This window comes from Roseimicrobium gellanilyticum, from assembly GCF_003315205.1.
In the GTDB taxonomy this organism is placed as follows: Bacteria; Verrucomicrobiota; Verrucomicrobiia; order Verrucomicrobiales; family Verrucomicrobiaceae; genus Roseimicrobium; species Roseimicrobium gellanilyticum.
The window spans coordinates 61,924-74,702 of sequence record NZ_QNRR01000013.1; the positions used below are offsets into that span (position 1 = coordinate 61,924).

The 12,779-nt window shown below is 61.5% G+C and carries 12 protein-coding genes; 8 read left to right on the forward strand and 4 right to left on the reverse strand.

Annotated features, from left to right (window positions below; translation table 11 throughout):
* Window positions 1-3: 3 nt before the first annotated feature.
* A complete protein-coding gene (locus tag DES53_RS26570) occupies window positions 4-891 on the reverse strand; it encodes a diacylglycerol/lipid kinase family protein (RefSeq protein ID WP_113961368.1) in 888 nt (295 codons plus the stop codon).
* Window positions 892-1,023: 132 nt separating this feature from the next.
* On the opposite strand from DES53_RS26570, the gene DES53_RS26575 reads away from it, so the two are divergent.
* Both DES53_RS26575 and DES53_RS26580 read left to right on the forward strand, forming a co-directional pair.
* Window positions 1,024-1,605 carry an HNH endonuclease gene (locus tag DES53_RS26575; protein ID WP_113961369.1) on the forward strand — a complete coding sequence of 194 codons (582 nt, stop codon included), beginning with the start codon at window positions 1,024-1,026 and terminating at the stop codon, window positions 1,603-1,605.
* 39 nt (window positions 1,606-1,644) lie between these two features.
* On the forward strand, window positions 1,645-2,271 hold the full coding sequence (locus DES53_RS26580) for a YiiX/YebB-like N1pC/P60 family cysteine hydrolase (RefSeq protein WP_170157433.1): 627 nt from the start codon (window positions 1,645-1,647) through the stop codon (window positions 2,269-2,271).
* A 119-nt stretch (window positions 2,272-2,390) separates the two neighbouring features.
* Here DES53_RS26580 and lpxA read toward each other — a convergent pair whose 3' ends face one another.
* The 3 genes from lpxA to rph form a co-directional block, all read right to left on the reverse strand.
* Complete coding sequence (lpxA, locus tag DES53_RS26585; protein WP_113961371.1) at window positions 2,391-3,185, reverse strand: acyl-ACP--UDP-N-acetylglucosamine O-acyltransferase; 795 nt, start codon at window positions 3,183-3,185, stop codon at window positions 2,391-2,393.
* A gap of 9 nt (window positions 3,186-3,194) precedes the next feature.
* Window positions 3,195-4,508, reverse strand: coding sequence for a bifunctional UDP-3-O-[3-hydroxymyristoyl] N-acetylglucosamine deacetylase/3-hydroxyacyl-ACP dehydratase (locus DES53_RS26590; RefSeq protein ID WP_113961372.1), 1,314 nt, complete (start codon window positions 4,506-4,508; stop codon window positions 3,195-3,197).
* A gap of 81 nt (window positions 4,509-4,589) precedes the next feature.
* The gene (gene rph / locus DES53_RS26595; protein ID WP_113961373.1) at window positions 4,590-5,387 is read right to left on the reverse strand and encodes a ribonuclease PH; all 798 of its coding nucleotides are present in this window, start codon (window positions 5,385-5,387) and stop codon (window positions 4,590-4,592) included.
* Window positions 5,388-5,540: 153 nt separating this feature from the next.
* On the opposite strand from rph, the gene thrB reads away from it, so the two are divergent.
* The 6 genes from thrB to DES53_RS26625 all read left to right on the forward strand — a co-directional run bounded on the left by thrB (window position 5,541) and on the right by DES53_RS26625 (window position 12,715).
* Window positions 5,541-6,422 (forward strand): homoserine kinase, encoded by an 882-nt coding sequence (gene thrB, locus DES53_RS26600; RefSeq protein WP_170157434.1) that lies wholly within the window; start codon window positions 5,541-5,543, stop codon window positions 6,420-6,422.
* A gap of 5 nt (window positions 6,423-6,427) precedes the next feature.
* Window positions 6,428-7,657, forward strand: coding sequence for a tetraacyldisaccharide 4'-kinase (gene lpxK / locus DES53_RS26605; RefSeq protein ID WP_113961375.1), 1,230 nt, complete (start codon window positions 6,428-6,430; stop codon window positions 7,655-7,657).
* Between the two features lie 51 nt (window positions 7,658-7,708).
* Complete coding sequence (gene rlmB, locus DES53_RS26610) at window positions 7,709-8,272, forward strand: 23S rRNA (guanosine(2251)-2'-O)-methyltransferase RlmB (protein ID WP_113961376.1); 564 nt, start codon at window positions 7,709-7,711, stop codon at window positions 8,270-8,272.
* A 133-nt stretch (window positions 8,273-8,405) separates the two neighbouring features.
* Window positions 8,406-9,656, forward strand: coding sequence for a hypothetical protein (locus DES53_RS26615; RefSeq protein WP_113961377.1), 1,251 nt, complete (start codon window positions 8,406-8,408; stop codon window positions 9,654-9,656).
* Window positions 9,653-11,755: an SUMF1/EgtB/PvdO family nonheme iron enzyme gene (locus tag DES53_RS26620; protein WP_147263635.1), complete on the forward strand. Its 2,103-nt coding sequence runs from the start codon at window positions 9,653-9,655 to the stop codon at window positions 11,753-11,755. Before DES53_RS26615 ends, DES53_RS26620 begins: the two co-directional genes overlap by 4 nt.
* 72 nt (window positions 11,756-11,827) lie before the next feature.
* The gene (locus DES53_RS26625) at window positions 11,828-12,715 is read left to right on the forward strand and encodes a hypothetical protein (RefSeq protein WP_113961379.1); all 888 of its coding nucleotides are present in this window, start codon (window positions 11,828-11,830) and stop codon (window positions 12,713-12,715) included.
* The last annotated feature ends 64 nt before the right edge of the window (window positions 12,716-12,779 follow it).

Here is a 12,779-nt window from a genome sequence, read left to right on the forward strand (position 1 = left end):
ACCCTACCCCATCACCACCTTCATCCGGAACGGAGCCGCTTTGAACTCCACCGGAGTAAAATCACCAAGCTCGCCATCCAGCTCGAAGGGCACCTTGCCATCCTGACAGGAGACGCGGAATGCGGGCACCTGGAGATAATCCAAATCGTCCGCCTCGCTGTAGCCTTTGAAAGCCAGACCTTGCAGGAACTGGAGCACTTCCAGCGCACCCCGACGATGAAAGATGAGGACATCCAGGAGACCGTCCGTGTTATTCGCATCGCGGAACACGGGCACCGGTCCGCCGTAGTGCTTGCCGTTTCCAATCAGCACCACCGAGCCGTAGAGCGGAGGCCGGCCAGGGAGCTCGATGGCAAGCTGTGGCGCTTCCTGCGTAAGCACCCGGGCGGCGGTCATCACGTAGCTGAGCGGGCCGAAGCGCTTCTTCATCTCCCACGGAGTCTGCTGCACGATCTCCGCATCCAGGCCGACCCCGGCAAGCTGGATGAAGTACTGCCCATTCGCCTCCCAAAGATCGATTTCACCCAGCCGGCCCCGATTGATGAGGTCCCATCCGGCCTCCAGATTGCGCCCAGGGAGGCCGAGCTCATGGGAAAAGACATTCATGGTCCCCACCGGGAGGATGCCGAGAGCGACGTGCTCTGCCGGGTCCGCCAGTTCCCGATTATGCCTGGCGAGAGCGTTCACCACCTCATTCACTGTGCCGTCCCCGCCCGCTGCGATCACCAGCTTATGCCCATCCCGGGCCAGTCGGGCAGCCACCTCTGCCGCACCACCCACTCCGCCGGTCATATGGAGCTCAGGAGCAGGCTGCAGGGTCCGAATGCGCTCAATCTGAGCCCCGGCCTTGGTGCTGTTCGCCGCAGGGTTGACGATGACGGGGATGGCCATGGACGGAGGGAGCGAAAAAGGGTGAGCCGCCCGTTCTAGCCCGGTTCAGGCCGCTGGCAAGTGAAGTCCTTCAACGCGTTCCATCAAAAACTTGACTCTGTAGCGACTCTCGCGCACCAGTTCCGTCCTGTCATGAGCGACGTCCTTCATAAGGCGACGGTGCTGGTGTTGAACCGGAACTGGCAGGCCATCGACGTTAAGACCCCGGCTGATGCGTTTTGCATGATGGCCGCTGGCACTGCCACGGCACTCGACATCGCCAGCGGCGAGAACATGGCTCCCACCAAATGGGGCGAATGGCTGGATCTTCCCGTACGGGACAGTGACAACGCCGTGAAGACGGTCCACGGCCCCGTGCGTGTGCCCACCGTGCTGGTCCTGGCCAAGTACGACAAGGTCCCAAAACGACGTCCCAAGCTCAGCGGCAAGGGAATCTGGGAACGCGATGGCGGCGTGTGCCAGTACACCGGGAAGAAACTCTCCCGCGACGAAGGCAACATCGACCACATCATCCCCCGCTCCCGAGGTGGCAAAACCACGTGGGACAATTGCGTGCTGGCAGACAAGCGCATCAACAGCAAAAAGGCCAACCACACTCCAGACGAAGTGGGCCTGAGGCTTCAGCGCAAGCCTGTGACCCCCCGGGAGATGCCCGCCACCTACTACATCCGGAATACGCACGGCGTGCCGGATTGGGAAATGTTCCTGGAATAATACGGGACATTTTTCCAGAGTTTTGAAATGCTGGGCGCCATGCGCATCACCGTGTTTTTCTTCGCCCTGCTGGTCGCTACGACAACGTTCTGCGATGCAGGCGGGAAGAAGGCCGCTGCGCCCAAGACCAGCTACTACCAGCCGCAGGAGGGCGACATCCTTTTCCAGTCCCTGCCCCACATGCCCATTGTCGACGCCATTGAGGGCTGCACGAAGTCGCCGTTCTCGCATTGCGGCATCGTGCACAAAAATGCCCAGGGTATCTGGGTGGTCATCGAAGCCATTGGTCCTGTGCGCGAGACCCCGCTGCCGCTGTGGACCATGCAGGGGCGGGAGGCAAAGTTCTGGGTGCGCCGGTTGAAGAGCGCGCATCAAAAGCAGATTCCTGCGTTCGTGAAAGCTGCGAAGGTGTACGCAGGCAGGCCCTACGACATTCACTACAAGATGGATGACGAGGCCATCTACTGCAGCGAGTTGATCTATAAGGCGTATCGAGACGCGACAGGAAAGGGTCTTGGCGTCTTGATGAAACTCGGTGATCTGGATTGGAAACCGTGGACGGCGGTGATCAAGGAAATTGAGGGCGGCAATGTTCCGCTTGAGCGCGAAATGATCACGCCCAAGTCACTCGCAGAGGCGAACGAGCTTGAGGTGGTGGAGTTGTAGCGCTGAAACAGCTGTGGTTGCGATCCTCGTCCACGGGATGTGAGTTGGGCTGTAGTGTGTTCAATGCACACCACCACACCCACGTTTGGGGTGTGACTCCGCCGCGGAAGGACGAATGCCTACTCCCCCTTGCTCTTCCCCGCACTCACAATGCCACGCTGACTCCCGCTGATGAAGCTGATGAGATGCTCCACTTCCGCCGTCATCGTACCTTCGCGCAGCTTCTCCAGCGCCTGCGTTTGATTGAGTCCCTTGCGGTAGAGCACCTTGTACGCATCACGCACCGCGCGAATTTGCTCTTCACCGTACCCGTTGCGCTGCAGGCCCACAATATTCACACCACGCGCGCGCGCCGGATTGCCATCCACGATCGTGAAGGGAACAATGTCCTGCACAATCTTCGAGCAGCCACCGGTGATGGAGTGCTTCCCAATGCGGCAGAACTGATGCACCGCCGTGAGTCCTCCGAGAATCACATGATCCTCCACTGTCACATGTCCGGCGAGCGTGCCGTTGTTGGAGAAGATGACATGGCTCCCCACGATGCAGTCATGCGCGATGTGACTGTAGGCGAGGAAATGATTGTGGCTGCCGACGATGGTCTTTGTCCCGGGCAGGGTGCCACGATTCACGGTGCAGAACTCACGAAAGACGTTGTCATCCCCGACCTCAAGACAGGTCGGCTCACCGGCATACTTCAGGTCCTGCGTCTGCTGGCCGATGCTGGCGTACGAGTAGAATTTATTCCCCTTCCCAATCGTGGAGGGACCCATCACGGTCACGTGGTTTTGCAGCCACGTGCCATCGCCGATGACCACCTTGTCACCGATGACGCAGTAGGGACCAATGATCACCTCCGCGCCGATCTGCGCGCCGGGATCCACAATGGCGGTAGGGTGAATCTGTGTGGGCATGCGGCCTTCCTAACGATCCAAGAGGCTGAACATCAGGTCTGCTTCGCTGACGACCTGTCCATTCACAATGCAGCGTCCGCGGGCCTGGCCGATGGAGCGTTTCACCTTGAGCAGTTCCGCTTCAATGAGCAGGGTATCGCCAGGCATGACCGGGCGGCGCCACTTCACATTATCGGCGCTCATGAAGTAGCCAATCTTGCCCTGGTTCCCCGGGGTGCGAAGCAGCAGGATGGAGGCAACCTGTGCCATGGCTTCGAGCTGCAGCACGCCCGGCATCACGGGATGGCCGGGAAAGTGGCCCTGGAAGAAAGGCTCATTGATGGTGACGTTCTTCACGCCCGTGCACTTGTTTTCGCCTTCGAAGCCCACGATGCGATCCACGAGCAGGAAGGGATAGCGATGCGGCAGGATGCGCATCACTTCATTGATGTCCAACACGGCTTCGCCAGAGGGAAGGCTGAGCGGCACCGGCACCATGGCGCGCATCTCGCTGTAGGACTTGTGCAGCGCACGGGTGAGTTCCGCATTCGGGCCGTGACCGGGACGCACCGCAATCACGTGGCCGAGGATGCGACGGCCCAGGAGCGTGAGGTCGCCCACGATGTCCAGAATCTTGTGCCTCACGAACTCTTCCGCGAAGCGCAGCGGGTGCTTTGTCCACGCGGTCTCTCCGCGAATGACAATGGCGCTCTCCAGCGTGCCACCCTTGATGAGCCCCTTCTCCATGAGATGGGCGATGTCCTCGTAGAAGGTGAAGGTGCGCGCGGGGGCTACCTCCTTCTCGTAGATTTCCGGAGTGATCTCCGTGGAGAAGAACTGGGTGGCGCGCCCTTGCGGTCCCACATTCGTGCAGGAGATGCGGAACTTCTTGTCCGGCACCACCGTGAGTAGCGAGCCATCGCGGGACTCGATGTGAATGGGCTCGCGCACCTCAAACACGCGGCGGCGTTCCTCCTGCGCGACAATCCCCGCCTGCTTGATGAGTTGTACGAAGGGGAGCGAGCTGCCATCCACAATCGGCGGCTCCTGGGCGTCCATCTCGATGATGGCGTTGTCCACGCCCATGCCGGTGAGCGCACTCAGCACGTGCTCCACGGTGTGCACGTTCACACCGCCATCGGCAATCGTGGTGGCACGCTCGACCTTCTGCACCTTCTCGATGCTGGCGTCGATGAGCGGCTTGTCCTCGATGTCCATGCGACGGAACTTGAAGCCAAAGTTCTCCGGTGCCGGCTGGATGGTCAGAGTGACCTTCTCACCGGTATGCAGAGAAGTGCCCTCAATGGAGGCGGGTTTGGCAAGCGTATGCTGGCGGTCGGACATGGGACGGGTCACTTAGCCGGGTGGGATGGAGCGGTCAACGGGAAGCTAGGGTCCGAAAGAACCAGCCTTCCTCCTCAGAAATCACAGCTTCTTGAAAGCATCAGCCAGGCTGGACATGGCTCCGGACGCGGGTGGCGCAGGGCTCTTCGGCTCCACGGCACGAATCGCCTCCTCCTGCAGCTTGCAGATCTCCATGATGCCCTTCTTTCCAAGACCCAGCATCGCGTTGAGCTGGGCTTCGCTGAAGGTGGATTCCTCGCCGCTGCCCTGGATCTCCACGAACTGGCCGTCCTCGGTCATCACCAGATTGCAGTCCACTTCGGCGTCGCGATCTTCTTCATAGCAGAGGTCGAGCAGTGCCTGATTGCGGAAGATGCCCACGCTGATTGCGGCCACCTTTTTCTTGAGGGGTTGCTGGGTGAGCACGCCCTTTTGCAGGAGGCGGTTGAAGGCCATCGAAGCGGCGACACAGGCGCCGGTGATGCTCGCGGTACGCGTCCCGCCATCGGCCTGGAGCACGTCGCAGTCGATCCACAGCGTGCGCGGCCCGAGTTTCTCCAGATCCACCGCCGCACGCAGGCTGCGGCCGATGAGGCGCTGGATTTCCTGGCTGCGTCCGTCCAGCTTGCCCTTGCTGATGTCGCGGTCCTTCCGATCCAGCGTGGAGTACGGCAGCATGGAGTACTCCGCCGTAAGCCAGCCGCCGGGCACGCCCTGCACCTTCATCCAGCGGGGCACTTCGTCCTGAATGGTCGCGGCGCAGATCACCTGCGTCTTGCCAAAAGACACGAGCACCGAGCCCGTGGCATGGGGAGCAATGTCGGGCTGGAAGCGGATTTCGCGGAGTTGGTCGGGAGCGCGGTTGTCAGAGCGGGCCATGGTAGGGAGTCAGGAAGGGATGATGTGGGGAGCCGTGACCAATGAACGGCGCAGGGCGCTTGTCGACCGGGGATTCAAGAATTGCTGCCGCGACCGGCCCACTTTCGTACATTCGCCATTTGCCCGAAGGGTCACCTTCGCCATGCTATTGGGGTGCCCCAATCCGTCACCATTTCCGTTCCAGCCACTTCCGCCAATCTCGGCCCCGGCTATGACTGCCTTGGCTTGGCCCTGTCCCTCTACAACCACACCACGGTCACGATTTTAGAGGGTGACCGGCCTCACATCGAGCCGCACCACCCCATGGTGGAGGCCATTTCCGCGCTCTTTTTCCAGCAGCCAGACGTGGAGGAGGCCCCCTTCCCATTTTCATGGAGCATCAAGGGGGATGTCCCACAATCCCGTGGACTCGGTAGCAGCGTGACCGTCCGCTTGGGTATCATGATGGGGCTGAACGAACTGTGCGGCCGCCCACTGGACAGAGAGCGACTCTACGCCCTCTGCTCCGAAGCGGAGGGTCATCCGGATAATGTCGCTCCCGCCCTCTTCGGGGGCTTCGCCGTGGCCAGCAAGGAGCAGCGTTTCCGCTTTCCCGTGGACGACCGGCTGAAGGCCGTGATCCTCATCCCGGAGTACGAAGTCCAGACCGCCCACGCCCGCACTGCCCTTCCGGAGAGCGTGCCTCACTCCGACGCCGCCCGGAACACTTCACACGCCTGCACTTTGGTCTCGGCTTTCGCGACCGGTGAATATGAGCGCATGGGCGCGGCCTTGGAAGATTTCCTGCACCAGCCCTACCGCCGCCACTTGGTACCGGGCCTGTTTGAAATCGTCGATGCCGGTGTCGATGCCGGGGCCATCGGCGGGTATCTCAGCGGCTCCGGCTCAGCGGTCGCGTGCCTGACCACCTCCGGCGATCCAGCAGCCATCGCCAGCGCGATGCAGCAGGAACTGGCGAAGACTGGCGCCACCGGCCGCACTATTGTGGTGACTGCCGACAACACTGGCGCGAAGCCTCTTCAAGACACCGCCTAGCCGTCATGAAGGATCGCCTCGAAGAACTGGAGCAGTGGGGCATCGAGGTGATCCTCCACAACCGTCGCGGTTGGAAGGAGAGCCTCGCACGCGTGCTTGTTCACGGGCTGTCGTACGTCTATGCCGGATTGGTACGCCTTCGTTTGAAGCTCTACCGGGACCGCTACATTCACGATCACCATCTCGGCATTCCCGTCATCAGCATTGGCAATCTCACGGTGGGCGGCACGGGCAAGACACCCGTGGCAGAGCTCCTCGCACGCGCTCTGCAAAAGCGCGGTCGCAAGCCCGCCATCCTCAGCCGTGGCTACAAGAGCAAGCGACAGAAGCGCGTGCGCATCTGGACGAAATGGCTCGCCCGCATCCGTGGCGAAAAGCTTCCGCAGAATCCTCCTCGTGTCGTGAGCGACGGCGAGCGTGTGCTGCTGGACAGCCACACCGCCGGTGATGAGCCCTTCATGCTGGCCAGCAACCTCCCCGGCGTGCCCGTGGTGGTGGACAAGGATCGCGTGAAGGCCGGACTGCATGCCATCGAAAAGTTTGGAGCCGACATCCTGTTGCTGGATGACGGCCTGCAATATCTCCGTCTCAAACACCGGCTCGACATGGTGCTGGTGGATCGTACCGCCGCCTGGGGAAACGGTTATCTCCTCCCCCGCGGCACACTGCGGGAGCCGCCGCGCCATCTCAAGCGCGCGAGCTACATCTTCCTCACCAAGTGCGATGGCTCGGACAACACCGCAATCATCAAGGAACTGCGCAAGTACAACCGCGTCGCGGAGATCATCGAGTGCCGGCACCGCCCCATGCACCTTGAGAACATCTCCACGCGTGAACGCATTCCGCTGGAGCGTCTTTACGGCACGCACATCGGCGCCGTCAGCGGCATTGCCGTACCCGAGAGCTTTGAGAACGGCTTGCGCAAGCTGGGGGCGAAGGTGGAAGTCTTCCACCGCTTCGCCGATCATCACCGGTTCACGCTCCGTGAGATCAAGCAGTTCTTCGACCGCTGCGAGCGGCGCGACGTGGAGATGATTGTCACCACGGAAAAGGACTTCGTCCGTTTCCCTGAAATCAAGGATCTGGTGGTACCCATCTACTTCCTCCGCGTGGAGATTGAGATCGTGAATGGCAAGGAAGTCTTCGACCGCATGGTGCGCGTCCTGTGCGAACCACGTGAAGTTCCCAAACCGGTTTACGGCTCCGAGCTCATTGGGCGGGCATTGGAAGAGTAGACACGGCTTGACTCTTGGTCCCACACATCGGACCTATCCTGTTCCCTCCCCATGCGCCGCAACGAACGCCACGAAGCCCGGGCCAACAAGCACACCGCTGCTGTTGGCGACATCCATTTCTATGACGAGGGCGACCTGGGCCAACTTATCGAAGCGAGTCCGAATCCCCTGGTGCTGATCCTCGACTGCGTGCAGGACCCGCACAACTTCGGAGCCTGCCTGCGCACCGCTGATGCTGCCGGGGTATCCGTGGTGGTGGTGCCCAAGGACAAGAGTTCGCCCGTGACCGATACCGTGCGGCGGATTGCTTGCGGCGGCGCGGAGAACGTACCCATCGCACGCGTCACCAATCTGGCTCGGGCCATGGACAAGCTGAAGGAGCTTGGCGTCTGGCTGATTGGCACGGCCGATGAGGCCGGCAAGTCCCTCTATGAAATGGATCTCAAAGGTCCCGTCGGCATCGTGATGGGTGCAGAGGGTGAAGGCATGCGCCGTCTCACCGGAGAACGTTGCGACTTTCTCGCGCAAATTCCCATGAGCGGCAAAGTGCCCTGCCTGAATGTGAGCGTAGCCACCGGCGTCTGCCTTTTCGAGGTCGTCAGGCAACGCCTGTAATCATTCTTTTTCCTCCGCACGAATCCATAATCTCGACGGAAACGTGCAAAAAATCAGCATGACTTGGTGAAAGTCCTGCGTGTGATTGACACGCTGGGTTCAAACCCCTAGCATTCGGGTTCCAAATTTTTTCATGCCCCAAACTTCCGCCATCCTGCACCCGGATTCGGACAAGGCTCACTACCTTGCCCAGGGGGTGCTGTGCGTGCTCGCGGCCTCCACGGTGGCCGGTGTGGCATGGGCGTTCTGGCATGGCGTGGGACAGCCCTCTGCTCAAGCAAACGGCGCCCCCTTGACCGCCACTTCCGGCATGCCGGCACCGGCCGTCTCGCCCATACCTGCCCCTGCACCCGTCACACTTCCGCCATCCACTCCCCTGCCGCCAGACTCGATGGTGCTCGCACCGCCCATCCTGCCCTCGGATCTGAGCGCACCCGTGAATCCCACGATTCCCATCATGCCGTTGGAGCGCCCGCCGGCGCCTACAGCTGCGGCGCTTGCGAGCCAGCCGCCGCCCCCGATGACGAACACCCTGCCTGCGCTGACGGGTGTTGCCATGACGCCCTCCACGATTGCACCGATTGGTGAGCCCTCCTTGGCGCCCTCCCGGCTTCCGGCACTGCCTCCCGGCAAGGAGCTGAAGAACCCGCAGGCAAGAGAATCGGTCACCGCTGCACGCCACGCACGCAAGCTGCAGGACATGCGCGCCGCGCTCGACGAACTGCGTACGGCGGATCTGCGGGAACCAAACCATCCCGAAATCCTGGGCGAAATGGCCCTGACCTACGAAGCCATGGGCCTTGGCACCAAAGCGCAGGCATCGTGGAAGCAGATCGCTGCTTTGGGTGAGGCTGAGGCAGGCGGCTACTACCTGCTGGCGAAGTCCAAGCTGGATGCCGCCGCCGAATCGGCGCCGCCTCCCGGCACTCCTGCCAGCCCGGTACGCCTTGGCAACTGCACCGTGGTCCAGGATCCCACCGTGCAGAAAGGCGAGCGCATCACCGTGCGCGTCCCTGTCATCTCGACTCCCGGTGCCACCATCAATCCCGGAGAAATGGCCATCCATGTCTTGCTCTTTGAGTCCGTCAATAACGGCGAGCGCATCGAGCAGGTGCGGGCCGCACCTCCGAAAGAAAGCTGGGTATCCGACCCCGTAAACTGGCAGGACGAAACACGCGAGGAACTCGTGGACGTGGTCTACGACCTCCCTCCTCCCACCGCCGAGCAAATCCGCGATCTCGGCAGGCGCAAATTTCACGGTTATATAGTGAAACTGTTCTACCAGGACAGACTGGTGGGTGAACAGGTACAGCCTGAGTCACTGCGGGAAACGGCCCGGCGCAACTCGCCCGGTGGCCTGGACAATTCCCTCTTCCCCAAGTGAACGAAACTCCTGGCTCAATAGTGGTGCTGTTTGTGGATCCGGATGCGGAGGTACGCACCCGCCGCGTCGCTACGCTCACCAGCCGTGGTGTCACCGTGCTGGAAGCGGAAGACGCCGAGACCGGTGTGATTGTAGCTCAGACACTCAAGCGGCTCGATGTGCTGGTCAGCGAGGGCTACCTCAAGGAGGGCGGCTACACCGGATTCGATCTTCGTGATGCGGTGAAGCAGAAGTTCCCGCAGGTACGCACGATTTTCACAAGCCGGTACGAACTGACCGGCTACGAGCAGTACTTCGAAGGCTGCCCCCTCATGGTGGAGCCCGTGAACGAGTCCCAACTTTTCAGTGAAGTGCTCGGCCTCCGCGAATCTGGTGCCGCCAAGCCCGCAACCGCTGTACCGAAGGCAGTCATGTCGGCTCCTGTGGCAGTGGCTGTTGCCGTTCCTGATGATGGCGTGGCAAAGGCGGTACTCGTGGAAGACGACGAGGAGAACCAGCCCCACAGTCTGGCACCGAAAACCGACCTCGGAAACTACACGGTCACCGAGCACCTCTATGCGGAACGTGACGCGGAGACCTACCTGGCCATCCAGCGCGGGGTGAACCGCGAGGTCGTGCTGGTGCTGCTGCGTCCCGATAGGGTGAACCAACCCGGTGCGCTGGATGCCTTCCATGAGCGCGAACGCGTGAAGGCCTCCATCGCACACCCACGCATCGCACCTCTCTACGAGGCGCTGGAAGTGGGCGGCCGCCATTTCTACACCCGCGAAATGCCCAATGGACGCTCCGTCGAAGAGCTTCAGGAGGCAGGCACCAAGTTCAAGGAAAAGCAACTGGTCGACATCATCGCCAATGTCGCGGAAGCCATGGGGCACGCCACCGGGCGTGGCCACCACTACCGTATGCTGAGCCCCCGCGATGTCTTCGTGGATGACGAGGGCCAGGCCAGTATCGTGAACGTCTTCCGTCCTCCCGGAGACAAGCCACGGGATTTCCAGGCGGACACAAAGAAGTTCCTCATCATGCTGCGGCTCCTGGCGGACGGCCCTCGTGCCCGGCATCTCATTGATGACCTCGTGCGGGAATCCCACACCTGGGAAAATCTCTCGAGCCGTGCGAAGGAACTGCAGGAGGAATTTCACGAGCGCAGCCTGCTGAAGCGCGCAGACACCAAGGAGGCTCACGACATCAAGGCCGCGCACGAGCGGTTGAGCGTGCCTGTCTGGGTGCTTGGCCTCTCCGCCGTGGTGGTGGTGGGTCTGGTAACCGGCATCGTCCTGCGCAACCGCAGTGTGCCACCACCCCCACCGAAGCCACTGCAGGTAGAAATGGTGGCCATTCCCGCAGGTGAATTCACCTACCAGCAGGAGACGGAGAAGCGGGTGAACAACGCCTTCTGGATCGACAAGTATGAAGTGACCATCGGCCAATACGAGGAGTTCCTCGACGCGCTGGCCAAGGATCCCGCGAAGGCCAAAGCTTACGATCACGCCGATCAGCCGGCTGCGAAAAAGGATCACCTGCCTGACAAGTGGAGCGACTACTTGGACGCCGCACGCACGGCGGGCTACTTCAACAACCAGCCGGTCAACATCAACTGTCCCATCGCGAACATCGACTGGTGGGATGCCTGGGCCTATGCGAAGTGGCGCGGCCACCGGCTGCCCACGGAGGAAGAATGGGAGCGCGCCGCACGCGGTCGTGAAGGACGCGTTCATCCCTGGGGCAACGACGACAAGCCGAAGGCTGCAAACCTCGGCGCGGACTACGAACCCAAAGGAAAGGGCGGGACGGTCGATGGCTTCAACTTCTGGGCGCCCGAGGACAAGATGCCTGACGACGTGAGCGAAGACGGCGCCATCGGTCTTGCGGGCAACGTGGAGGAATGGACGGCCACGCACGCGAACCATCCGGACTACCCTGACCTCCCCGTGCCAGTGGTACGCGGTGGGCACTTTGCCCTGAACCGGCCTGCCAATGTGCTCACCATCCGTACCTTTGCCGATTCCCCGGAAAACGCCACCATTGCCCGCGGCTTCCGTACGGTTAGTGACACCCCACCCCCGGCCACAGCCACCGCCGCCGAGTCCTCCCGCTGACCCCCCCGCCCTCGTTTTTCAGGTGCCCATTGCCACGGCGCTCGGATTCAGGTACGCTTTTCTTCTGTTATCATGTCCAGCCCCCGCTTTTCCACCCTTTGCCTGCTCCTGCTGCTCTCCGTTTTTGCAGCAGTGCCAGCACGCGCCCAGTTCGAAACCCAGCTCCGCCTCAACAAGCAAAACTACCTCGTGGGTGAGGTGGTGGAGGCCACGGTGACCATCATCAATCGCTCCGGTGCTGACGTGGTGATGGGCGGTCGCAATGGCCAGTCATGGCTCAGCTTCGAAGTGAACGGTCCCGATGGCAGCCAGGTGCCGATGATGCGCTCACGCGCGGATGAGACTTTCGTCTTCAAGGCCGGCGCCACCTACCGTCGCAAAGTGCTGGTGACGGATACGCATCCTTTCACCGAGTACGGAAACTATGGAGTGTGCGCGCTCATTTATCACCCGAGCAGCCAGCAGACCTACCAGTCCAACCGCATGCGCGCGACCTTCGTGGATTCGAAGGCATTTTGGGACAAGACCTTTGGCGTACCCATGGGCATGCCAAACGCGGGACAAATCCGCCGGTACGATCTGGTTCTCGTACGCGACACGCAGCACACCTACCTCTACGCACGCCTGGTGGATCAGAACACGAACATCCGCCTCGCCACATACGCCATGGGCCCCTGCATCATGGTGGCCAATCCGCAGATGACGCTCGACTCGAGCAATACCCTGCACGTCCTTTTCATGACTGTGCCGCACACCTATGCGCACATGACCATGGACTCGCAGGGCAAAGTGCACCTGGTGGGTTACCACAAGGAGATCAAATCCAATCGTCCACAGCTTGTGGTGCAGGCGGACCAGCGGACCATCGGGGTGACTGGTGGCCAGGTTTACGACCCGAATTCGCCGGCCGCCGCAGGCCCCGCCGTGCGCTCGGTCGGCGATCGCCCGCCCGGACTGTGACGAAGTGTGGCAAGGGCCGCGCATTCGCTTAAAGTCTCCTTTGTCAACGTGTAAAAGGTAGCTA